This is a genomic window from Deltaproteobacteria bacterium HGW-Deltaproteobacteria-4, from assembly GCA_002841765.1.
Classification (GTDB): domain Bacteria; phylum Desulfobacterota; class Desulfuromonadia; order Desulfuromonadales; family UBA2197; genus UBA2197.
Genome location: PHAV01000016.1, coordinates 92,753 through 116,450, shown reverse-complemented (window position 1 = coordinate 116,450; position 23,698 = coordinate 92,753). Strand labels below are relative to the sequence as shown.

Here is a 23,698-nt window from a genome sequence, read left to right as displayed (position 1 = left end):
AGGCGGGATGAGCATCCTTTATGAGGACAAGGAGATCATCGTGGTGGTCAAGCCGGCCGGACTGTTGACCATCGGCACCGAGCGGGACAAGACGCGCACCGCCCACTATCTTCTCAACGATTACGTGCGTAAAGGCGATCCGAAATCGCGCAACCGGGTCTTTGTTGTCCATCGTCTCGATCAAGATACCTCCGGACTGCTCCTCTTTGCCAAGAGTGAAGCCGCCAAGATCTTTCTGCAGGAGAATTGGGAAAGGACGGATAAGCATTACCTGGCCATTGTCCATGGCCGCCTGACGCCAAAGGAAGGGACAATCTCCTCCTGTCTGGCCGAGAATTCTGCCCAGCGGGTCTACTCGACTCCGGATCCTGCCAAGGGGAAGCTCGCCCATACTGAATACAAGGTACTGCAGGAGAGCAGAAAAGGCTTCAGTCTGGTGGAGATTCATCTTCTCACCGGCCGCAAGCACCAGATTCGTGTCCATTTTTCCGAAAAAGGCCATGCTGTTGTCGGCGATCGGAAGTACGGCCAAGATGATTCGGTTTCGAACCGCCTTGCCCTTCATGCCTGTTCCCTGGCCTTCACGCATCCTTTCACCGGTCGGTTCATGACCTTTGACACCGGAATGCCGGAGGATTTTGTTCGGCTCATGGCTAAGTTGTAAACACAAAAAAGCCCGCATTCGCGGGCTTTTTTGTGTTTAGGCAAAAAGTCAGGAGTTTGGAGTTGACGCCGGGTAAAGGGGGCCGAAGAGTTCGAGATGGGTAAGAAAGAGGCGGGTATCGAATTCGAGCTGCCCATAGGCCGGTTCCATATGTTCGCAGAGCTGATAAAAAGCCTTGTTGTGCTCCTTCTCTTTAAGGTGCGCCAGTTCATGCACCACGATCATCTGCAGAAATTCGCGGGGCGCGACCTTGAAGGCCGGGGCGATTCTGATTTCATGTTTGGCCTTGAGTTTGGCGCCCTGCACCCGGGAGACAAAGTAATGCACGCCAAGGGCCTGGTGGAGGCCTTCGATTTTTCCGTCGTAGCTGACCTTGCTCAGCGGTGGCGTGTTGCGCAGAAACTCATTCTTGCGCGTGACAGTAAAATCGTAGAGGGCCTTGTCGGTGCGAATGGTGTGCGGCGTCGGATATTTTTTGAGCAGCACATCGGCCAGACGTCCTTCTGCGATCAGTTGCGTCACCTGGCCGGTCAACTGCGAAGAATAGCCGGAAAAATATTTTAGCTTCGTGTGCATGGGCAGCGGGGCCCCTTTCTTGCGGACTGCGGTGGGCAGAAAGGACAGAATAGGCAAATGGGGGGGGCGCGTCAATAGGCAGATCAAGCTGAGTCGCCTTCCATCTGTTAGATTAGGTGGTAGTATTTCATCGGAGAACATTTAGCTGTCACAGGAGACAAGGTTATGACGAAGTTAACAACCGGACAGGGGATCTTTCCGCATAATATGGAAGCAATCCCTGCAGAATATCGACAGGAACGTTTTGAGCAGCGGCATTATTTGATTAACGGCGAACTCCGGCTCTGGAATGGCCCCTTTCAGGAAGTTTCATCTCCCATCTGTTTTTCCGGCGCCGACGGACCTCAGCAGGTGGCGATCGGCGCTTTTCCGCTCCTCGGAGAAACAGAGTCGTTGGCGGCCCTTGCCGCAGCGGTGGCGGCTTACGATCACGGCCGCGGTTTGTGGCCGACCATGACTGTGGCCGAGCGGATCGACCGGGTACAGCGCTTCACCCTGCGCATGCGGGGCGAGCGGGAGACCATCGTCCGGCTGATGATGTGGGAGATCGGCAAGACCCTGAGCGATGCGCAGAAGGAGTTTGACCGCACCGTTACCTACATTGACGATACCATCGATGCGCTCAAGGATCTCGACCGGATTTCCTCGCGCTTTACCATTGTTGACGGGATCCTCGGGCAGATCCGCCGCGCCCCCTTAGGTGTCACCCTCTGCCTTGGTCCCTTCAACTACCCCCTCAACGAGACCTTCACCACCCTGATTCCGGCCCTGATCATGGGGAATACCGTTATCTTCAAGCCTCCCCGTCACGGCGTCCTCCTCTTTGGCCCGCTCCTCCCGGCTTTTCGCGATTCTTTCCCCCCTGGCGTCGTCAATGCCATCTTCGGTGCCGGTCGCACGATCATTCCACCGCTCATGTCTTCGGGCCGGGTCGATGCCTTTGCCTTTATCGGCACCAGTGGTGCCGCTGACACCCTGCAGAAGATCCACCCCCGGCCGCATCGACTGCGGCTGGTCCTGGGGTTGGAGGCGAAGAACCCCGCCATCGTCCTTGCCGATGCTGATCTCGAGCTGGCGGTGCGGGAGTGCGTGAGCGGCGCTCTCTCCTTCAACGGGCAGCGTTGTACCGCCCTCAAGATCCTCTTTGTGCAGCGCGCTGTGGCTGCCGATTTTGTCGACCGTCTCGCGGCTGCGGTCGCGGACCTTCGTTGTAATCTGCCATGGGAAGAGGGCGCAGCAATTACTCCGCTCCCCGAAGAGGGAAAGGCCGGGGCTCTGACGGCACTGATTGCCGATGCCATTGTCCGCGGTGCCGTGGTGGTCAACCCAGGAGGGGGGACCGTATATGGCACCCTCTTTACCCCGGCGGTCCTTTATCCCGTCGCTGCCGGGATGCGCCTTTACACCGAAGAGCAGTTCGGGCCAATCGTTCCGGTCGTCCCCTTTGATGATGTGGAAGAGGTCGTGCACTACATCACCGAGTCGAATTACGGCCAGCAGGTCAGTCTCTTTGGCCGTGACCCGGTAGAGCTGGCGACTCTCATCGATCCCCTGGTCAACCAGGTCTGCCGGGTCAATATCAACAGCCAGTGCCAGCGCGGTCCCGATGTCTTCCCCTTCACCGGGCGCAAGGATTCAGCGGTCGCGACCTTGTCAGTCTCCGACGCCCTGCGCGCCTTTTCCATCCGCACGCTGGTAGCGGCTCGCGACGTCAAGGAGAATCGCGAGATTATCCGCGAGATCGTTCAGGAACGGCACAGCAAGTTCCTTTCGACGGACTTTATTCTTTAGGGAAGTGGAGATTCTGGATTATGGAAGACGGCGATAATTGTGTCAGATTCGAGCAGAGTCATAACGTGTTGTCGAGAACCTGCCGTATCGTCCGCAGAAACACTTCGGGAGAGGTGGGCTTGGTAATTGCCGGTTTCATCTGCGAGTGACGTCTTCTGCCGGAGGGTTTAGGGGGGGCATAGCCACTGCAGAAAACATCCTCGACTCCGGGTCAAGGCTGTTTTTGTTTTTATCATTCGACACCACCGCGGCATGAGGGGAAAGACTACATGTCTTTCCCCTCATCTGTTACTCGTGCACCCTTCAATGCCTTTCCTAACTGCTCAAAACTATAAGGTTTACTCAGAAATCCCGAGATCGTTTCAGCGGTTATCTGCGTTGTGTCGTACTGATCGCCAAAGCCGCTGGAGAGGATGATCGGCAGGGCGTTGTTGATCTTTTTCAGGGCCTTGCAGAGTTCGTAACCATTCATGACCGGCATGTCGATGTCTGTCACCACCAGCGTGATCTCTCTTGCGCCTGCCTGATACAGCTCCAGGGCCTCTTTGCCATTGGCTGCGACAATAACCGTGTACCCTAATTCTTCGATTAATGCCTTGGCAATCTCCCGCAGCTGTCTTTCATCCTCAACCAGCAATATGGTACCGCCTTCCTGTTTTGCTGCGGTGACCTCCATGGGCGCTACCCCGACAAAGTCAGGGCTATGGAGCGGCAGATAAATCAGGAAAGAACTCCCTTGCCCCGGCTGGCTGCTGAACTGTAATGCCCCTTTATGTGTGGTGATAATGCCGAGCACCGCCGGCATCCCCAAACCGCGACCGGTGAACTTTGTCGTGTAGAACGGCTCGAAAAGCCTTTTGCTGGTTACATCGTCCATCCCGCAACCGTTGTCAGCGATTTTCAGGCAAAGATAGTCGCCGGCACTTATGGCCTTGCTGAGATAATCAACTTCGCCTCTTCCTCGACCGAGTTCAACCCTGGTCAGTGCCACAGAGATTTCTCCGTGGTTCTCGCCGAGAGCTTCCGCGGCATTGATCATCAGATTCATGACAATTTGCCGGAGCTGACTGGCATCGCCATGGATCGACGGGAGATCGTTCTCAAGATTCTGTAGGATCTCGACCTGATGCGGGATGGTCGGCCGCAATAGTTTGCACATCTCGCCGACGAGATCCGTCATTTTGACCGGGACCGGAATAAATTGTGTTTTTCCCCTGTAAACCAGCATTTGTCGGCAGAGATCCGTCGCTCGTTCGGCGGCGATCTCTATCTCGGGGACCAGTTCAACCGCCATCTCCGGCCTCTGCTTGACCAGAGAGCAATTGCCAAGGATAACTGCCAAAATGTTGTTGAAATCATGGGCGATGCCGCCCGCCAGGACGCCAAGGCTCTCCATCTTCTGGGCCTGCTGGAATTGCCGTTCCAGAGCGAGCTTCTCTTCCTGGGCGGCTTTGCGTTCGGTAATGTCGCGCATGATATGGACAAATGAGGTTATCCGGCCGTCTTCATTGGTCAGAGGTGATACGGTGACGTCGAAGCTGCCGCCGAGCCCTTTTTCTTCGATGTCGATCGAGTGCATGGCTCCGCTCTCCAGCAACTCGAAGCCGGGACAACAGGCAGGTGGCGCATCAAGCCCATGGACAAGCTCATAACACTTTCGGCCGATCATCTCTTCGACACTTAAACCGCACCGCGCCGCCATGGCTTTGTTGCTGCGGGAAATGGTCCACTCGGTATCCATAATAGCGATCAGGTCGGGAAGCGCATCAAACGTTCGTTCCCACTCCCTCTTCCCTTGACGTACGGCCTCCTCGGCTCGCTTCCTTTCCTGTATCAGTGCCCAGGATTTCATGTCGCGCGCAATAACGTGGGACAAGACCGCAAAAGATTCCGGGGATTTGACAAGGTAATTCTGCGCACCGCACTTCATCACTGCAACCGCCAGCTCTTCATTCCCTTGCGAAGTCATGATGATAACCGGCCATTGTCCCGCGCTTACGGTGACTAATTCGCTCCCCTCGCCATCCGGAAGGCGATAGTCCGTCAGGATGAGGCCGGGAGTGAGTCTCGTTATTGCCTGTTTCGCGCTGGCGAGGGTACAGACCCTTTCCAGTCGATACTCTTCAGGATCAGCCGCAAAAGAGCGTTGTATCAACTCAGCGTGCTGGTCGTCGTCTTCAACGATCAGAATCAACGGGGCTGTCAAGTTGTTTGTCAGCATGGGCTATCCTTTGTCGTGCCGAAGGCAGAGTCTGGTTGCGAAGAAGAATCCAACACCTGCCGCACTTTACGTAACAGCTCCGCCGGCGGCGCCGGTTTGCTTATAAGGTGGACGCCGTCTGCCATCGATGTTTTCTGCCGGATGGTGTCCGGGGCATAACCGCTGGAGAAGATGGCCTTGATCCCGGGCCGGATCTTCCTGATTTCGTCCAGGGCTTCCTTGCCGTTCATCTTCGGCATGATCAGGTCGAAAAGGAGCAGGTCGATAGGGTTACGGTATTCAGTGAATTTATTCACCGCGTCGGCGCCGTTCACGGCTTCAATGACCGTATAGCCGAACTCCGTCAGCAAGCTCATGGTCATAGCCCGGACGGATTTGTCATCTTCGGCGAGAAGGATCGTCTCTGTGCCGCCAACGGAGACCTCTTCCGGTTGTGCCCGGCCTTCTCTTGCTGCGGAGTAGAGGGGCAGATAGATCCGGAAGGTGGTGCCGGTGCCGGGTTGACTGTCGACATGGAGACAGCCATCGTGCTGTTTGATGATGCCATAGGCCATCGCCAGGCCCAGTCCCGTCCCTTTGCCGACCTCCTTGGTGGTGAAGAAGGGCTCAAAGATCCGCAGTCGCGTGGCGTCATTCATGCCGCAACCGGTATCGGTTACGGTGATAAGTCCATAGACTCCGGGTTTGCCGCAGCCGTGCACGGAGACGAACTCTTCGTTGAGCACGACCTTCCCCGTGGTCAGCGTCAATGCCCCACCGTGCGGCATGGCATCGCGGGCGTTGGTGGCCAGGTTCATCAGCACCTGTTCCAGCTGATAAGCATCAGCTAAAATCGGAACCGGCGTTTCTTGAAGGATGGTTTTAAAGACGATATCCTCGCCAATGACTCGGGCAAGAAATTTTTCAGCTTTGTCGGCAACCATATTGAGATCTACCGGTTTTTTGATAACGCGCTGTTTCCGGCTGAAGAGGAGGAGGTCCTTGGTCAGGTGGGCAGCCCGGTCAGAGGCTTCGAGCATATTCTTAATATAAAGCCGATGCGGATCGTCCGTCGCCATCTTCATGAGGGCAATGGTTCCGTAGCCGATGATGGCCGTCAGAATATTGTTGAAGTCATGGGCAACGCCACCGGCCAGAGTGCCGATAGACTCCATCTTTTGGGCGTGCTGGAGTTGCTCTTCCAGCTTGTGGCGCCTGGTGAGGTCGCGCTTGATGGCGATGAAGTGGGTGATCTCGCCACGGGCATCCTTGACCGGGGTGATGGTCTGTCCCTCGGGATAGAGCGTGCCGTCTTTATGCCGATTCGTCATTTCACCGCGCCAAACATTTCCGGCCAGCAGGCTGTCCCAGATCTCCCGGTAGAACGCTTGATCATGCACGCCGGACTTGACCAGGTCCCGGGGATTCTTGCCGATCGCTTCTTCAGTGCTGTAGCCGGTGAGGATCCTGAACGCCGGGTTGGCCCACTCGATTCTACCGGTGCGGTCGGTAATGACAATGGCATTGGCGGCGGCGTTCAGAGCGGCGCCTTGCAAGAGCAGAGTGGCCTCCCCCTCTTTGCGGCCGGTGATGTCGGTGGCAATCTCCATCCGCACCAGGCGGCCGTCGCTCCAGCGGATCACCTGATCCCGGCAATCATACCACCTGTCGGTGACAGTATTCTGGAACTCCCAGGCATAGATGCCGGTCGGCGCGCCGTCGGCGTTCAGCAAACGATCGTTGCTGCAAAAGCTACAGGGGCCGCTCTGGCCGCTCTGCAAAACTTTCCAGCAGGTCTCCCCGGCAACCTCTCCCCAGATCTCCCGCCCGAACTTGTTGATAAAGAGGATCTCATAGGTCTCCAGATCGGCAACGTAGATCAGGGCATTGATGCCATCGAGGATAGTGGAGAGCCGTTTCGTATGGTCGAGCAGCGCCGCGTCCGCCAGCTTCAGTTCGGTCAGCTCCTGGATGGTCTCGATGACCGCGAGCAAGGTTCCCCCGCTGCCATAGACCGGGGCCGCATCGAAGCTGATGTAGCGATCTTTGCCGTGCAGATTCTGATACCAACGTTCCGCATGTATTCCATTGTTGGTCAGGGTCGATTTTGCTGCGACGGCATACAGTTCCGGCAGTCGCTCAAAGTCGGCATCAAGGACGACGTCGGCCAGCGTTGGCCGGGGCTCGTCATAAAACGCCCGCCATGACTCACTGCTTCCGACCATGGCGGCGGAAGTGAGTCCGGTCAGCTCTTCGCAGGCCTTGTTCCAGAGGAGGACCTTATGCTGCGCATCGAGAACGAAGGTTGCTACCGCGGAGTTGTCGAGGAGCTTTTCCGTAAACTCTTTTTGCTCCTGGATGGCGTCCTGCATCTGCCGGCGGTCGGTGATGTCTGTCGCCACGCCATCCCAAATGAGCTGGCCGTCGGCTCTTCTTCGTGGTCGGGAGCGCACCAGTAAGGAGCGTCTCTCCCCATCGGAACGGGAAAAGGAGGTTGTCGCCTTGAAGTCGGTCATCGTCTGCAGGCTCGATTTTTCCGCAGCAATCAGCGTTGGCAACATCTCCTTGTCGAGCTGCCGAAGCAGGGTGGCGGAGTTGCACAGCACGCTCTCCCGGCTGAGGCCATGCAGAGACACCACCCCGGCGCTGATATAGAGGAATTGCATGGTGCCGTCCGCTGCATATTGATACTGATAGATGTAACTTTCGGGGAGGTTGTCCCCGATCAGCTGCAATCGTTCTTCACTCTCCCGCAGGAGTTCACCCCGTTGGCGCAGGGTCTCTCGCATCTCGGTAAAATTGGCGGCAAGTTCGCCGATTTCATCTGTTCTTGTCGCTGCGACAGGGAGAGTGACGACCTTGCCCGCGCCAAACTCTTTGATGGCAGAGTTAATCTTCCGCAGCGGCAGAAGAAAACGGTTGATATACCAAGTGATCGCTATGGAGAGCAGGAGGATGAGCGTGGCCATCTGCCAGAGTGTTGCAGACAAAAAGTCGCCGGAGAATGACTCTGTGGGGACGGTAATCAGCAGTTTGAATTTCCCCTTGGGTGTAAAGCTGACCGGCTCCATCAGGGCGAAAAAATTTTGACCGGCAAAGGTAAAGGACCAGAAAGAGTCTTCTTCCTGGTTCGAGTTGAGGGCGCGGTCAATGAGAGGAAAATCATTCGAGCCGACCCGGGGAAGGTCCGTCTTTTGTTGTTGCAGCAGCGAAGCGAGGCCGCTGAGATCGGAGCTGGCGATCATGGTGCCATCGACGTCGATTAAATAGGTTGTCGCCCCTTTTCCAACGCTCAGAGTGGCAAGGAAGCGGGAGAGATCCTTGAGCATGATATCGATGCCGACAACTTCATCGCGGCCGTCTTTGTTCCCCAGCCAGAGGGAGGCGGTGATGCCGATATCTCCGGTCGTCCGGAACTGGTAGGGGGAGCTCCAGACGATCTCTTTGTAGTTAATGCTGTTTTGGTACCAGGGCCGGGTTCGCGGGTCATAATCATCCTTGACCCTCTCGCTGGCGATGATCCTCCCCTGCTCGTTGAGGGTCAACCAGGTGACGCTCCCCTCTTCTTTGGCCCTCTTGATCCGATTTTTGTTCTCTTTGTCAGTGCGAAGGAGCAGATAGCCATTGCCGGCGCCATCACCGGAATTGATCGAGGTAATGAAGGGATACTGCTGCAGATAGGTGGTGAAGATGGTATTGGCGGCCTGAATATTCCCGGCAGCGAGAATTCCGGCCTCATAATAGGCTTGGGCGCTATGGAGGATGAGCGTAGCTGCGTCTTGGATGCGCTCAAGTTCACACTGTACGCGCTTTGACGACTGAAGAAAGAGCTTCTCAGCCTCTTGTTGGTCGCTGTTTATCTTCCGGTTATTATCAAAGAGGTATCCCACCCCGACAACGAGGAGAAAGATCAGGAGGAAGGATTCGATGATGCCGAATTTTAACCGGCGTTTTTTTCGCCCAGGGGCATTGCCGGGATCAGGGTTGGGCATAATTCAGGCTCCTTTTTCTTAACAGTCGAGCAGGGCATCAAAGGCCTGAATAAATTCTCGGTGCCTCTCGCGAAAGACCTGAAGAACCCGGGGATCAAAATGACTCGGGAGAGTGCGTCCATCCCCCTCAAGGATAATCCTGCACGCCTCTTCGTGGTTGTACGGCGTCTTGTAAGGACGCTGGGCGCGCAGAGCATCGTACTGATCGGCGAGCATGACGATGCGCCCTTCAATCGGGATGGCCTCGCCCTGGAGGGCGTTCGGGTAGCCGCCGCCATCCCAGCGCTCATGATGATTCAAGGCGATGAGTTCGGCCATCTGGAGAATGGCGTGCGTTGAGCCTCCCAGCATCTTCGCCCCGATCACTGTGTGACTCTTGATCACGGCAAACTCTTCGGCGGTCAGCGCGCCGGGTTTCAGCAGGATACTATCCGGCACCGCAACTTTGCCGATATCATGGAGACTGCTAGCCAAAGAGAGCATCTCGATATGGGCGCTCGGCAGGCCGAGGCCGGTGGCAATGAGGGTGGAAAAACGTCCTATCCGGCAGTTGTGAAGGCCGGTATCCGTATCACGGTATTCAGCGACCACACTCAGTCGGTGGATGACCTCATGGTTGAGTTCCGTCAACTCTTCCGTCTTTTTCTTTACTTCGGCTTCGAGTTCTTGCCGATAGTTCTTTTCAAGGGCCTTCATCTCCCAAAATTTCGCAGCTTTGTCGAGAGAATGAAGCAGCTGATCATGGTTGATCGGTTTGAAGATAAAGTCGAAGGCGCCGCGCTTCAGCGCACTGACCGCCACCTCTACTTCGGCAAAGCCGGTCATGATCAGGACCGGTATGTCGGGATGGAGTTCGTGAATTCTGCCGGCGAGTTCGATTCCATCCATCTCCGGCATATTGATGTCGGTCAGTACTATCTGGACGTCCCTTGTTGCAAGAGATTCCAGGGCTTCAAAGGCGTTGCTCGCCGTAAAGACCCGGTAGCCACGGTCGCTGAGGAGCAGGAGGAGTGTTTCGAGAACATATTTGTCATCATCGACCACGAGAATGCTTGAGGAGCGGGCTCCTTTATCTGTTTCCATGAATAAATATCTCCGATGTCGTGGTTGCTTCCCGTTCAGATATTCCTCATCCCAAGTCTCTGTTCGCAGGTGGCATGCGCTCTGGTCCTGGCAGATGGCAGTGACGAGGGTTCATTCCTCCACCTTCTTTTTCTGGTTGCGCATCCTGCGGAAGATATTAGACAAGTGCGCGGGGCAGGTCAATAAAGGAATGGCGGTATAACCGTCGGGCAGGACTGAGAGGAAGGGCTTTTAACGTATTTCGGGGCAGGGGGCAGGGACAGGATGAAAAAGACCAGCCCTCGCAGGGCGGGCTGGTCTGGAATTGGATTATGTTGTCAGGGTGTTAGTTCTTTGAACCAGGCCCTCGCACGACGGGTTTTTTCTCCTTGATCCATTTATCAATCCCGCCTTCGACTATAACGGCATTGCTGAAGCCCTTGGTGGCGAGAAAACGCACCGCTGTCGGGGCGCGTGTGCCCTTCAGGCAGATGACAGCAATCTGTTTGTCGCGGGGGATTTCGCGGTAGCGATCATGAAGTTCCTCAAACGGGATGTAGATCCGTTTCGGTGAGTCGATCCGAAACTTTTCGGTATCTCCTTCCAGGCTGGTATCGAGCAGGACGAAATTGGAATCATTTTGCAAGCGCTGTTGCAGTTCATCCGTGGAGATCTTCTTGACCTGCATCTTCGGCAATGCTTCGATCGACTCGGTTGGATACCCGGCGGCGACCCAGGCCGGCATGCCGGCACGATAGGCATAGACCTGCTGGTAGCCGAGCTTGGCGGCAATTTCTGCTGCGCGCCAGGAAGCGGTGCACTTCTCTCCAAGGCAATAGAAGACGATCGGCCGGGTGAGATCGGCGGGGAGCTTTTCTTTTAGGTTTTCGAGGGGGATAAAGATTGAGCCGGCAATATGCAGGTCGTTGTACTCAATCTTGCTCAACGGATAGACGAGGAGGATGTTCTTGTCTTTGTCCAGCATCGCTTTGAGCAGCAGGGTGTCGACTTCCTGATACGGTGCAGCAAGAAGTGGGACGCAGAAGGTTAATAATAAGGCGGCGATAAGGACGGCAATTCTTGTCAGGGACTTCATCGTCTTCTCCTTGTTTAATGTTTGTGGGCGTGTGGGGATAAATAGCACAAGGGAAGATATAAAGATAAGTGGGAGCGGTGTCAATTAGAATAAGTTAAATGACTGGGGCGATGCAATCTGGAGGGAAAGGTTTATCAATTAAATGAACGTAAGATGACGATCCCTGCGGCTATATCGGGGCTCCCGTCGCTGAGGCCATGTCCTAGAGATCCGCCCAGACTGAGCTGTTCCGAGATCCGATAGTTTATTCGGATTTGGGCTTCGAGGGGGGCCGGCGCACCAGCAAAGGGTTTCGTGGCGCCGGTAAGTGCGAGTGCGGCCTGCAGATCAAAATTGATCAGGTAACCGATACCGAGGGCATAACTCAGATAGTTCTCAGGGTCGTATTCTGCACTATCCCCGCGGAAAATATAGCTGCCGCGGACGAAATAGCTGGTCAGTCCGAACGTTTTTGCCAAAGCAAGACCGACGCCTTCATCGAATTTTCCGGTACCAAGACCTTTTTCTTCATTGGCGAGGGGGATTTTCAGGTAAAGAAGGGCGCCGATCCGGGGTTGCCGCGCCCCCTCTTCTACAAGAACGTACTCAGCGGAAATGGTGGCGTCGCCGATGCCGCTTTGCGCTTTATCCGGGTCGAGATTCATCGGCCCCGATCCCCCGGGTCCGCCGCTGTGGCTACCGGCGGCCGCTAACGACAAACGGCCGCCCGGGCTCGACATCTGTTCACGGGAGACGCCAACGCTGCCGTAAGTTGTCACGCTGTTACTTTGGTAAACCCAAGGCAGACCCAACTCCAGAGACCAGCGCGGCGTAGGGGTATATTGCAGAATGATCGGAACGGCAACGAAACGTGTCTTCGTCTCGTTGCCATAAGTCCCGCTGGCAACATCGAGCCCAATGCCGATGCTCCATTCTCCCCCCCGGGACAGAGCAGGCTGCTCCTCCCCCCCAGCGACAGATGCCAGGAGCAGAATCAGGGTAGGGACCACCACTCGGCGAAACAGGGAAGGGTTCACTCTCGCGGCTACTTCTTCTGCATGCCGGAACCGGCAGGGTGCATCTGCTGCTTCGGTATATTCTGTTTCATCTCAGGATACTGCATCATCTGCTGATGCATTTCACGGTGCTGCATCATTTCCTGCATCATCTCCTGGTTCCCTGACAGCAGTTGTCGCGTCTCCTTGTTCTTCATCATCTCCTGCATCATTTCGCGGTTATTCAGCATCTCCTGCCGCATTGCCGGGTCTTGCATGAGGATTTGCAAGCGCTCACGATCTTGCAACATCAGCTGCCGCTGATCCTGGTCACGTAGCTGCTCTCGCAGTTGTAGTTGGGCAGGTGTCGTCACGTTCTCGGTGTCGACTGCCGCTGCCAAGGAAGCCACCCCGGCAAACAGAATGCAAGCGAGGAGGAGTAGAGGAAAGCCCTGACATCTCTTGATCATGATTTGTCTCCTTGAATAGGGGGCGGGAAAAAGGATTGTCCTGCCCGGTTCTTGTGCTGATGCATGCGTTCTCAGCGCCTGCCCGTAAAATAGATCTCTTTAATGATAAATAGCAGGGAAAGTGCCGGAGTCAAGTCGGGGGGGTCAGCTTTTTTGATCACAGGAAAGGAAGGGGGATTTTACTCGTCGGCAGTTGCAGATGTGCGGTGTTCAGGTATATTTAACATTGCTACGTTAAGTCGCGGAATCACCGCAGATTGTCACTTCGGCATTGGAAAGAAAAAGTATGGCTCTGCAGATCGATTTGCGGCAGGTAGTGCTCCTCATCGCCCGGGCAATCGACTTGGTCGGGGTGGACGATGTTCTGCACGGTCGACGTGTTGCCATCCTTGCCGTCGAATGCGCTAAAAATCTCGGTTGGAGTGAGTCGGAGCAGCAGATGCTCTTTGATGCTGCCCTGCTTCACGACATCGGTGTCTCCTCGACCCGTCTGCACTGTCGTTTGGTGAATGAGTTGGATTGGGCCGGAGCAAGTCTCCATGGTGAACGCGGCTATGAGCTGCTCAAGGATTTTTCGCCACTGGCCCATCTTGCGCCGATTGTGCGTTATCATCACACTCACTGGCAGGATCTTCAGCGTGATAACATCGATCCTGACATTGCTCGCTTCACCAATCTCATCTACCTTGCCGACCGGATCGATGTCAGTGCTCATCCTTATTATACCGATAACTCTCTGCTTCTCCATGTGCAGGAGATCTGTGCGCGGATTAATCGTTATCGCGGCACCTTCTTCGCTCCGGAACTGGTCGACGCCTTTCTTGCCGCCGCCCAGGCCGAAGCCTTCTGGCTGATTCTTGACAACGATTTTATCCCGCAGTACGTCAACGATATAAACCGCAGCGCCGATAAAGCGCAGATCGGCCTCGATAATCTCAAGCAATTAGGATCGATTGTCGCCGCCGTCGTCGACGCTAAGTCCCACTTCACCAGTGAGCATTCGCATGGAGTGGCCCGCGTTGCGCGTTTTATGGGGGAAGAGTTTGGTCTTCGGGGTGAACATCTTGATCGCCTCGAAGTCGCTGCCTTGCTGCACGACATCGGCAAGCTGCAGATCCCCGACGAAGTTCTGGAAAGTCCCCTCAAGCTGACCCCTTATGAACGGGCAATTATGAAGAAGCACAGCTTTGCGACTTACCAGATTCTCAAGCGAGTCATCGGTCTGGAAGAAGTGGCACGCTGGGCCTCCCAGCATCACGAATCGCTCGATGGTGGCGGCTACCCGTTTCATGCTCTTGCCGGAGAACTTCCGTTAGAATCCCGCATCATAAAGGTCGCCGATATCTATCAAGCCCTTGCCCAGAATCGCCCTTACCGGCAGCCTTTGCCGCCTCCTGAAATTTTGCAGTTGCTGCGACAGATGGAGAGAGATTTGGAAATCGACCCACAGCTGGTCGACTTTGTTGCCAGTCACCTTGACGGCTGTCAATCGGCGGCGGTCGGTCATTAAACGATTTAACAGCTACAACAGCGATATTTTAGCGATGAACAATGCGAGGTCTTTATGAAAAATAGTTCAACAGGAAATGGTCATAGCATTTTCGACGCGATTTCACAGCTCTTTGGTAGGTCTCCGCAGCCAGATGTTGAGGTGGCGGAAAAATCTTCCTCTTTGGCGGAAATGGAAAATTCTTTTAATGCGGCCCTGCAGCAGCTGAACGGAAAAATTGAGGATTTACGCCAACAGAAGCAGGCGGCGGCGAGTGGAACGGTATCGTCGCCAGCGGCGCATGCCGAGGAGCGTGTGCGGCGCATGGGCGAGGCTCATGCCCGGATTCTCAACGACATTCTTGCCATGCATCGTAAGCTTGCGACCGGGATCGATCCTCCGACTCTTGACGCGCTGGCAACGTTTCTTCAGGAGTGTGTAGAGAAAGTTGCTAAAGAGCGCTCTGTTCCGGAGGTGATGCTTTGTTGTCGCAGCAGCATTCTCCGCCGCTTCCATCATGAAGCGGGAGGGGGGGCCTGGGATGAAATGGAAAGACAGTTGGCGGCGCAAAATGAAGCCTGGCCTGAGACAACCCAACGCGACCCGATTGAGGAAGAAGCCGGCTTCGAGCGGCGCCGGCAGCTCAAGTACCGGGAAATGAAAAATGATTTCGTCAATTACGAGTTAGCACGCAGCGCGCAGCTGATCCGCGGCATCGAACGGGCCTGGCAGGCCGATTATCCGGAACCGGGCACGCCGCTCTGGCGCGAGTTGGTACTGGAAGGGGTTGCGACGGCGTTGCGGGCAAGAATTCTTCAGGGTTACTATGAACGCTTGCTGGCAAATAAAGAGAAGATCGTCACCCGCGCCACCGAGTTGGTCGGACGCGAGTTAGGAGCCCTGCAGGCAGTTTTGGCAGAGAAGAATCTGACCAGTCTGGAGGACGCGCACCGGGTGGCTATCACTTCCGGTCGTGTCCTTGACGAAGTGATCCCGGAAATTGCCTGGCAGGTGATCAGGGAAGAGTCCGCGGGGCGTTGAGCAACCAGGAGGCGGGGATCAGAGGGGAAGGAAAAAGTCAGCCCGCGCGAGGCGGGCTGTGGGTACGAAGAAGGTTCCGGCTCCAGTTAGAAATCGAAGCGCAGACCGGCGAAGAAATTGTGGGTTTGGTACTCAACATCGGTACCATCAAAATCCGCGTCGGCGGTGGCGAAGTAGCGGTACTGCAGATCGAGGGTGGTGACATGGGTCAAGGGGAAACCGAGACCGGCGATCGCCTGGTAGGCAAAGACGGTGTCGTCTTCGTCGCCGAGATCATTACTGTTGACTTCGACATTGGCCAGTCCGATCCCGGCGCCGAGAAAAGGCCGGACAGTCTCACTGACAGCAAGATCAACCAATAGGTTACCCATAACAGCGAGGGAGGTTATGTCCCCATTGACGGAGGCGTTAAGCCCCTGAAAAGAAACTTCATCTATATCGTTGGTGCGATAGGCCATTTCAATTTCGCCGCGCAGTCCGTCAAAGCCATTGCCGATGGCAGCGATAAAGCCGAATCCCGGATCAAATGACAGTTCGGCAGAAAATCCGGGCTCACTGACGTCGGAATCACTCGCAGAAACCAGTCCGAAAGCCCCTGAGACGTAGGGCGCGGCCAAGGCTGATGAAACCCCGCCGCCTAACATTAACGCCATCGCCAATCCCACAATCCAAATTTTTTTCATAATCTTCCTCCTGTTGTTGGGTTGCTTCAAAAAACCAAATTTTATACCTGGAAAATGATAGCAGAAGATTTTGGAAAAGCTAACAAGTCCTTTATTATTTTTTAAAACTGGCCGCTAAGCGACAATCCCGGCGAGTACTCTGGCGCCGTTGGGGAGATCGAGCTCCAGCCGACGGATCGAACCGACGCCTGCCGCACGCAGCATCGCTTCCAGTTGTCCCTGCGAATAGGCCTGTCCCTGCGGGGTGTTGAGCAGCATGTTGAGGGAGAAGAGGGCCGGGAAGAGCGGTCCGCCCATGCTGTCGTCAAGGATAAACTCCTGCACCAGCAGCAGTCCCCCCGGTTCGAGGGCCGCAACCGCCCGCTGCAGGATGACAGCACACCCTTCCAGTCCCTGACCGTGCAGGATGTGGGAGAGCCAGGCGACATCGAAGCCACCCGGGACGTCGTCGCTGATGAAGTCGCCGGCAACAAAGGTGATGCGGTCGTCGAGGCCGAAGTTCGTGATCGTCTTTGCTGCAAAGGGGCGGGTGGTAGCGAGATCGTAAACGGTGGCGATCAGTTGCGGATTGGCTTGGCAGAACTGGATGGCATAAGTGCCGGGGCCGCCGCCGAGATCGAGGAGGCGCTGCCGGTCGTGCAGATCGACTTTGGCGACAATACTCGGGGCGATCTGCATGGCGAGATTGAACATCCCCATCTCGAAGTTTTCCTGTTCGGCGGCGCTGCCGGCGTGGGAGATCGGTCCCCGTAGCGGGGCGCCACTCTGCACCGCTTCGTCGAGGCGCGACCAGCCGGCCATGAGGTGATGGTGGTGCATGATGATGTAGCCGAGGTAGCGGGGAGAGTGGCGGGCCAGGTATTCGGCGGCAAAGGCGGTCGGCGCATAATGCTCTCCATCTTTGTTCAGCAGCCCCAACGCCGTCAGGGCATTGAGCAGCATTTCCAGCCCGCGCACATCGCAGGCGGTGGCTTGGGCGAGGTCCGCGGCCGTCCCGGTCTGGCTGAAAAGGTCGAGTTTCACCCCGGCGTGCAGGGCGCAGGCGCTCCAGTAACCGCCCGAGAGTTTTAGCAGTTCGGCAGGGTTCCAGTTAGATTGGTCCATGGGAGACTCCTTGCGTTGCTTTGATTTCGCTATGGGGGATCAGCGGCGTTATGGCTTGATAATGAGAATAAACGAGAGGATCAGGCGGGTCAATTCTCGTCTTCATTGCGGGTCGGCAGGCGCAGCAGATAGAGGGTGACGCCGGCGGCGACGGAAAAAAGCGCCATCTGAACCAGTAGAATGGGGACAAGGAACAGAGCCGAGAGAGAAATCGACATCCACAGCAGGAGGATAGCCCAGACCTTGGCCCGCAGGGGAATTCCGTTGCCGTCGAGGTAATCGCTCACCATCGGGCCAAGGCGGGGATGATCAAGGAGCCAAGTGTAGCAGCGCGGCGAACTGCGCGCAAAACAGGCCGCCGCCAGCAGCAGCAACGGTACGGTCGGGAGGAGGGGGAGGAAGATGCCGAGGACGCCGAGAGTCGTTGACAGGACCCCGATTCCAAGGAACAGGGCGCGCAGCAGCCGGGATGGAGTTGGGGGAGTAGTCCTCCGCCGCGGTTTAATCAGTGCCATGAAGAAAACGGAAGCTTTACGCCAACATGGTAGGTGTCAGGGCTCATCCCGCCTCCTTTTACTGTCGTGATCTGCCCAAAGCCAAAAGATATCGCCGCGCTGTTGTTGAGCCAGAAGTCGGTGTCAACGCGATACGCAAGGAGAAGTCCACCTTGAGTGTCAACGCCTGCACCACCTCCCGCCCCGATCAACGGCTCAATGGAAAGGGAAAAATTCTTCGTAAAATCAATTTGGTAGCCGATTCCCAATAAGCCAACCTGATAACCTCCGACATCACCCAGGATCGCGGTGTAACCCTGACCCGTCAGGTACAGGTGCTCCCTGATAAAAAAGTCTATGGCTGTTTCGAACATGATGGGAGATGGGCTGGAATGTTTATGACCCTTCCAGTACCCAGGATTCGGCTTTTGCAGCGCCAGGCCCGTACTCAACTGCCAGTGGACGCTTCGCTTATTCCGCCCCGAAGGCAGTTGAGATAAGGGAAGTGAAGCCTTGATATGGGGGGTGAGGGCCAGAAATCCCCCCTCAAGGGAACTCCGCGCGCCGAGTGCGGCTTCCAGGGCGATGCCGGTCGCAAAATTATAACGCGCGCCCAGACCAGCCATGGACATCAGACCTCCGTCGGTGTCCACGTCGCCGCCGCCTGCCGTTCCAATGCCAATTTCCGCATAGGGGTGCAGGCGGCCTTGACGGTAAAAATAGCGCTTTCCGATAAACCAATCCGCGTAACCTTCCGCATCGCCGGCCACCGCACCGTTGGCCTGAATAAAGGTCTCGGATCGGGCAGAGGAAGCGAACGCAAATTCACCGCCGATCAGATGTATGCGGTCCAGCGTTCCCCCTGAGCGCTTGGTGCGGTTTTGCGGCAGGTAAATCGAGTAGATGGGTTTGAAGGACTTTATTTCTGTGCCGGATTCAGCCGGCAGCGCCGCATCCGGGCGGCCAGCCGTGATCCTGAGGTCTAAAGGTTGAAAGAGGTAAAGCCCGTAGGCAGGGGTCGAGATGTCGCTGCCACTGATTTTGATCCACGATGCGCCCAGACCCAGATTGATCTTGCCGACGGGGACGAGAAGGGCGGCGTGAGTTCTAAGCATCAAACCGTCACCTGCCACCTGCGATGCCCCGCCGCCGCCACCGACGAATTGCCCGAGATCCCAGACGATGTCAGGGCCAAGTTTCCCCGAGAGCCCTGCCTCTACTCCTCCTGCGAAAAATCCTCCGCCCGAACCAATAGCTGACGAGTAAAGGCTTTGCCCGAAGTAATAGCCGCTCTCCGTGCGATAAATTAATGAAAGCTGGTGCATTCCCTCAATATCAGACTGTTTTTTGGCGAGCATCTCCATTCCCAGGTTCAGTTCAAGCCCTTGGGCAAAGGCGCTCAAAGGGGTCAGGAAGAGCGCCATAGATAAAATCAGAAAATGTTTTCGCATGAAATGGATGCCTGTGGTTGGGGAAGGATGCAGATTCGATGGTTGTAAGGGCTGAACAGGATTGACGATATTAGGAACAACTCTCGACAGGTGTCAAGAATGTTCTCTGCGTTTGGTGAGGAGATGAGCGGCGGGGCTGAGTGGTGCCAAGAGGTGGATTAGTTGAAAGCCAGATAGACTTTGCGATCCTGCGGGCCGTCAAATTCGCAGAAGTAGATCCCTTGCCACGTCCCCAGCCATAGCGTTCCGTTACGGACAATAACCTGCACCGATGAGCCGAAGAGGCTCGCCTTGATATGGACGTCGGAGTTCCCTTCGCTGTGGCGGAAGTTGTTACTGTTCGGCACCAAGGATTCACAGAATCCCTCCATGTCGCGCGCTACATCCGGATCGGCATTCTCGTTGATCGTCACCCCGGCGGTAGTGTGCGGGACAAAGACCGTCAGCACCCCGTCCCGCCAGTTATGGGCGGCAACTGCTGCGGATTTTGACCCATGGCTGCTTGGGTAGAGCTGACGCTACAAGTTCAAGGGGATGATGTAGCCGAGGTAGCGGGGAGAGATGTGCGCCAGATATTCCGTAGCAAAGTCTGTTGGCGCATAGTGCTCCCCGCCTTGGTTAACAGTCCCGTGGCGGTCAGGACTGCGGCGGGTGCTCGCCATAACAAATGAGCAGGGCACGGCGCACCCGCGAGGTGAGCCGAACAGGATTGATAGGCTTGGAGATAAAATCGAAATAACCGGCATCGAGTAGCCGTGCTTCCTCTTCAGGGGTCGCACGGGAGGAGAGGGCAATGACCGGCACCTTCCGTGTGGTGGTCTGCGTTTGCAACGCCCGAAACATCTCGAAACCATCCATCCGCGGCATGACCGTATCGCTAATGATCAGATGAGGGAGTTGTTGACAGGCCAGTTTGAGCCCCTCGGCACCGTTGGTTGCTTCGCTCACCAGGTAGCCTTCGCGTTTCAGCGCCGCGATAATGGCGGATCGCACCAACTCCTGGTCGTCGACCACTAAAATTTTCCACCAATTGTCGTTTTCTTTTTGTTCTCCGGCAGCTTCAGTTTTTCCTATAAGGTAGTATTTGTGGACCACGCTCTGAATTTCCGCCGGTGTCGTGACGCAGGGGATGATGCGTAACCCGGTGCGAAAGGCCAAGTTGTCGATGGTCTCCATGTCGAAGGGATCGACGATCGCCAGGTAGAGGGACTTTCCCTCCTGTTTCAAGGGAAAGATATTACGCTTGAGCGCCGTATCGCCGTCGACCAGAGCCAGAAGCTCGTCAGAAAAACTGTGCTTAGCCAGGTCATGCACGGTCTTGAAGCCGAACTGGCGGGCGAGAACCATGGCGATGTCCTTCTCGGTGACAATCCCCATCTCTTTCAGGACATGTCCCAAGCGGTTTTCACCCTCTTGCTGCCTTTTCAGGGCTTGATCCAGAAGTGCTTCGCTGATAATTCCGGCATCGACCAAAATTTTCCCTAACATTTTGTCTTTGTTCATAAATCTCCAATTTCTAAAATCATTTATCTGTCCCCTTTTCTCCTCTTCTTCCTTAGCGATCTCCCCCGTGACCCTGTCAGCTTATCCTTTGCTGGTAGCCCCTTCGTCGATCCACGCTTTGACCAGGGTCTGGGTCACCACAAGGATCACCGGCCCGACGAAGATACCGAGAATTCCGAAGGCGATCAGTCCGCCGATGACTCCGACCAGAATCGGCAGGAGGGGGAGGTTCGCCCCCATGCGCATCAAGAATGGCCGCAGAACATTGTCGAGGCTGCTGACAACGAGAGTCCAGATCAGCAAGGCCGTCCCAACGCCGGTATGCCCCTGCCAGTAGAGCCAGGTCACCGCCGGGATCAATACCAGTGCTGGTCCAATTTGCGCCAGGCAGCACATGAATGCAAGGGCGGTCAGAAGAGTGGCAACAGGGACGCCGGCTACTGCCAGCCCGATCCCGGCCAAAAGGGCCTGGATCACGGCGGTGAGGACGACCCCGAGAGCGACGGCGCGTATCGCCTGACCGGCGAGTGCAAGAGCGATCACTCCCTTCTCATCGCCGAGTCGGCGCACAAAGGCCTTTATCCCTGCCAGGACGGATTCTCCGCGTAAATAGAGAGCCACCACCAGTATCAGGGTAAAGAAGACCTGTAAGACCATCATCCCGAGCCCTCCGGCACTTTTGGCGAACCAGCTCAGGACTTTGCCTGCATAAGGGGAGAGTTTGGCCGGCAGGTCAGCCGGGGCGATGGCCGAAAACTGGTGCCAGGAATCAGTCAGGCGGGTCCCGACCAGCGGCAGTTTCTCCAGCCCGGCCGGTGGTTTCGGTATCCCTTGACTCGCCATGGTGCTGGCCCAGCCGGTGATGAGCTCGACATTTCCAATAATCGTTATCATCGCGGAGAGAAAGGGCGCCAGGAAGAAGAGAAAGAGGGCGCCGCTCATGACGATCACCGCCAAGGAGCGTTTGCCCCATAAGTGCTTCTGGGCGCGTAGGAGCAGCGGCCAGGTGGCAACGACGATCATTGATGCCCAGAGGAGCGGCAGCAGGAAGGGACTCAAAATCCACAGGGTCGAGCCGAGAAGGGCGACGATGAGGAGGATTGTCAGGATCAGGCGGGTCAAATCAACGCGTCGGGTCATGGTCGGTCCTTCATGGCGTGCTCATTGCAAATGACCTGTCCCTCGGTCGCTGCGATAAGAAATTTGAACAGGAATGCGGAGGGAACTGCATCCTGAGTGTAGAAAAAAAGATAAGAAGATACAAAGATTAGCGGCGGATGAGGCCGGTGTCAAGTGGAGGATGAGACTCCATAAGTCAGTAACAAAAGCCCCCGGCCGCATCTCCGAACCGGGGGCTTTGTCTTTATCCTATCTTCCTACAATCCCAACTGCTTGAAGAAGTCATTCCCTTTGTCATCGACCAGAATGAAGGCAGGGAAGTTTTCGACTTCGATCTTCCAGACGGCTTCCATGCCGAGTTCGGGGAAGTCGATGCACTCGACCTTCTTGATGTTCTCTTCGGCGAGGACCGCCGCCGGGCCGCCGATGGAGCCGAGGTAGAAGCCGCCGTGCTTCTTGCAGGCGTCGGTGACGCCCTGGCTGCGGTTGCCCTTGGCGATCATCACCATCGAGCCGCCGTTGGCCTGAAGCTCATCGACATAGCTGTCCATGCGGCCGGCAGTGGTCGGGCCGAAGGAGCCGGAGGCCTTGCCTTTCGGGGTTTTGGCCGGGCCGGCGTAGTAGATCGGGTGCTTCTTCAGGTAATCCGGCAGCGGCTTGCCGCTATCCATGATCTCCTTGAACTTGGCGTGGGCGATGTCGCGGCCGACGACGATGGTGCCGTTGAGCAGGAGAGGGGTGGAGACGGGGTGCTTGCTCAGCTCGGCGAGGATTGCCTCCATCGGCTGATTGAGGTCGATCTTGACGCCGTGCTCGTGCTTGCCGCGATATCTGTCGGGGATGAGACGGCCGGGATTGCGGTCCATCTCCTCGACAAAGAGGCCGTCCTTGGTAATCTTCGCCTTGATGTTGCGGTCGGCGGAGCAGGAGACCGCCATCCCGACCGGGCAGGAGGCGCCGTGGCGGGGGAGACGGATGACGCGGACGTCGTGCGCAAAGTATTTGCCGCCGAACTGGGCGCCGATGCCGAGCTTCTGCGCGGCGACGAGGAGGCTCTTCTCCAGCTCGATGTCGCGGAAGGCCTGGCCGTGCTTGTTCCCCTCGGTGGGGAGGCCGTCGAGTTCTTTGGCGGTGGCGAGCTTGACGGTCTTCATGCACTGGTCGGCCGAGGTGCCGCCGATGACGAAGGCGATGTGGTAGGGGGGGCAGGCGGCAGTGCCGAGGTACTTCATCTTCTCGATGAGGTACTTCTCGAGCTTGCCGGGGGTGAGGAGGGCTTTGGTCTCCTGATAAAGCATGGTCTTGTTGGCGGAACCGCCCCCTTTAGCCATGAAGACGAACTTGTAGTAGTCGCCGTCGGTGGCGAGGATGTCGATCTGCGCCGGAAGATTGGTGCCGGTGTTGATCTCTTCGTACATATCGAGGGCGACGGTCTGGCTGTAGCGAAGGTTCTCCTCGGTGTAGGTCTTGTAAATCCCCTTTGAGAGCCACTCTTCGTCCTTGACTCCGGTCCAGATCTGTTGCCCTTTTTTGGCGGCGACGGTGGCGGTGCCGGTGTCCTGGCAGACCGGCAGCTCGAAGTTGGCGGCGATCTCGGCGTTGCGGAGGAAGGCGAGGGCAACGCCCTTGTCGTTCATCGACGCTTCGGGGTCGCTGAGGATAGTGGCGACCTGCTCGTTATGGGCGGGGCGGAGAAGGAAGGAGACATCGCGCATCGCTTCGTTGGCGAGGATGGTCAACGCTTCGGGGCAGACGCGAATGACGTCTTTACCGGCAAATTGCTCGACGGCGACGTACTTCTCCGAGCCTTCGATCTTGCGGTAGCTGGTTTCGTCTTTAGCGAGGGGGAAGGGGTCTTGATAAAAGAAATCCGGTGTGGCCATGCTCTCTCTCCTTATCGGTGAATGAAATGGCGGCGCAACTAAGACGCCGGGGATTGGCAGGCGCCCATTATAGGGAGTTGTTTTGCGTTTGTCGATAACAAGTTGC

At 56.4% G+C, this 23,698-nt stretch carries 19 protein-coding genes; 4 read left to right on the top strand and 15 right to left on the bottom strand.

The window, feature by feature from the left end:
- The first annotated feature begins 7 nt into the window (after window positions 1–7).
- Window positions 8–664, top strand: coding sequence for an RNA pseudouridine synthase (locus tag CVU69_11315; protein PKN11761.1), 657 nt, complete (start codon window positions 8–10; stop codon window positions 662–664).
- A 48-nt stretch (window positions 665–712) separates the two neighbouring features.
- Here the strand turns inward: CVU69_11315 and CVU69_11310 are convergent, their stop codons facing one another.
- Window positions 713–1,240, bottom strand: coding sequence for a metal-dependent hydrolase (locus CVU69_11310; GenBank protein ID PKN11733.1), 528 nt, complete (start codon window positions 1,238–1,240; stop codon window positions 713–715).
- Between the two features lie 165 nt (window positions 1,241–1,405).
- Here CVU69_11310 and CVU69_11305 point away from each other — a divergent pair, with 165 nt between their 5' ends.
- The gene (locus CVU69_11305) at window positions 1,406–3,031 is read left to right on the top strand and encodes an NADP-dependent glyceraldehyde-3-phosphate dehydrogenase (GenBank protein PKN11732.1); all 1,626 of its coding nucleotides are present in this window, start codon (window positions 1,406–1,408) and stop codon (window positions 3,029–3,031) included.
- Between the two features lie 265 nt (window positions 3,032–3,296).
- Here the strand turns inward: CVU69_11305 and CVU69_11300 are convergent, their stop codons facing one another.
- The 6 genes from CVU69_11300 to CVU69_11275 form a co-directional block, all read right to left on the bottom strand.
- Window positions 3,297–5,252 (bottom strand): hybrid sensor histidine kinase/response regulator, encoded by a 1,956-nt coding sequence (locus CVU69_11300; protein ID PKN11731.1) that lies wholly within the window; start codon window positions 5,250–5,252, stop codon window positions 3,297–3,299.
- On the bottom strand, window positions 5,246–9,223 hold the full coding sequence (locus CVU69_11295) for a hypothetical protein (GenBank protein PKN11730.1): 3,978 nt from the start codon (window positions 9,221–9,223) through the stop codon (window positions 5,246–5,248). Before CVU69_11295 ends, CVU69_11300 begins: the two co-directional genes overlap by 7 nt.
- 18 nt (window positions 9,224–9,241) lie before the next feature.
- Complete coding sequence (locus CVU69_11290; GenBank protein PKN11729.1) at window positions 9,242–10,306, bottom strand: two-component system response regulator; 1,065 nt, start codon at window positions 10,304–10,306, stop codon at window positions 9,242–9,244.
- Between the two features lie 325 nt (window positions 10,307–10,631).
- Entirely contained in the window at window positions 10,632–11,381 is a 750-nt protein-coding gene (locus tag CVU69_11285; protein PKN11728.1) for a hypothetical protein, read from the bottom strand.
- 134 nt (window positions 11,382–11,515) lie between these two features.
- Complete coding sequence (locus CVU69_11280) at window positions 11,516–12,397, bottom strand: hypothetical protein (protein ID PKN11727.1); 882 nt, start codon at window positions 12,395–12,397, stop codon at window positions 11,516–11,518.
- Window positions 12,398–12,405: 8 nt separating this feature from the next.
- Window positions 12,406–12,825 carry a hypothetical protein gene (locus CVU69_11275; GenBank protein PKN11726.1) on the bottom strand — a complete coding sequence of 140 codons (420 nt, stop codon included), beginning with the start codon at window positions 12,823–12,825 and terminating at the stop codon, window positions 12,406–12,408.
- Window positions 12,826–13,111: 286 nt separating this feature from the next.
- Here CVU69_11275 and CVU69_11270 point away from each other — a divergent pair, with 286 nt between their 5' ends.
- Both CVU69_11270 and CVU69_11265 read left to right on the top strand, forming a co-directional pair.
- Window positions 13,112–14,335, top strand: coding sequence for a phosphodiesterase (locus tag CVU69_11270; protein PKN11725.1), 1,224 nt, complete (start codon window positions 13,112–13,114; stop codon window positions 14,333–14,335).
- Window positions 14,336–14,506: 171 nt separating this feature from the next.
- Entirely contained in the window at window positions 14,507–15,355 is an 849-nt protein-coding gene (locus tag CVU69_11265) for a hypothetical protein (GenBank protein PKN11724.1), read from the top strand.
- Between the two features lie 86 nt (window positions 15,356–15,441).
- On the opposite strand, the gene CVU69_11260 is transcribed toward CVU69_11265, so the two are convergent.
- From CVU69_11260 to CVU69_11225, 8 genes are all read right to left on the bottom strand, one after another.
- On the bottom strand, window positions 15,442–16,038 hold the full coding sequence (locus tag CVU69_11260; protein PKN11723.1) for a hypothetical protein: 597 nt from the start codon (window positions 16,036–16,038) through the stop codon (window positions 15,442–15,444).
- Between the two features lie 114 nt (window positions 16,039–16,152).
- On the bottom strand, window positions 16,153–17,142 hold the full coding sequence (locus tag CVU69_11255) for an SAM-dependent methyltransferase (protein ID PKN11722.1): 990 nt from the start codon (window positions 17,140–17,142) through the stop codon (window positions 16,153–16,155).
- An 89-nt stretch (window positions 17,143–17,231) separates the two neighbouring features.
- Window positions 17,232–17,657, bottom strand: coding sequence for a DUF454 domain-containing protein (locus CVU69_11250; GenBank protein PKN11721.1), 426 nt, complete (start codon window positions 17,655–17,657; stop codon window positions 17,232–17,234).
- Window positions 17,648–19,087, bottom strand: coding sequence for a hypothetical protein (locus CVU69_11245; protein PKN11720.1), 1,440 nt, complete (start codon window positions 19,085–19,087; stop codon window positions 17,648–17,650). Before CVU69_11245 ends, CVU69_11250 begins: the two co-directional genes overlap by 10 nt.
- A 158-nt stretch (window positions 19,088–19,245) precedes the next feature.
- On the bottom strand, window positions 19,246–19,536 hold the full coding sequence (locus CVU69_11240) for a hypothetical protein (protein PKN11719.1): 291 nt from the start codon (window positions 19,534–19,536) through the stop codon (window positions 19,246–19,248).
- Between the two features lie 187 nt (window positions 19,537–19,723).
- On the bottom strand, window positions 19,724–20,590 hold the full coding sequence (locus CVU69_11235) for a two-component system response regulator (protein ID PKN11718.1): 867 nt from the start codon (window positions 20,588–20,590) through the stop codon (window positions 19,724–19,726).
- 81 nt (window positions 20,591–20,671) lie between these two features.
- Window positions 20,672–21,730, bottom strand: coding sequence for a hypothetical protein (locus tag CVU69_11230; GenBank protein PKN11717.1), 1,059 nt, complete (start codon window positions 21,728–21,730; stop codon window positions 20,672–20,674).
- A gap of 236 nt (window positions 21,731–21,966) precedes the next feature.
- The gene (locus tag CVU69_11225) at window positions 21,967–23,592 is read right to left on the bottom strand and encodes a fumarate hydratase (protein ID PKN11716.1); all 1,626 of its coding nucleotides are present in this window, start codon (window positions 23,590–23,592) and stop codon (window positions 21,967–21,969) included.
- Window positions 23,593–23,698: the final 106 nt, after the last annotated feature.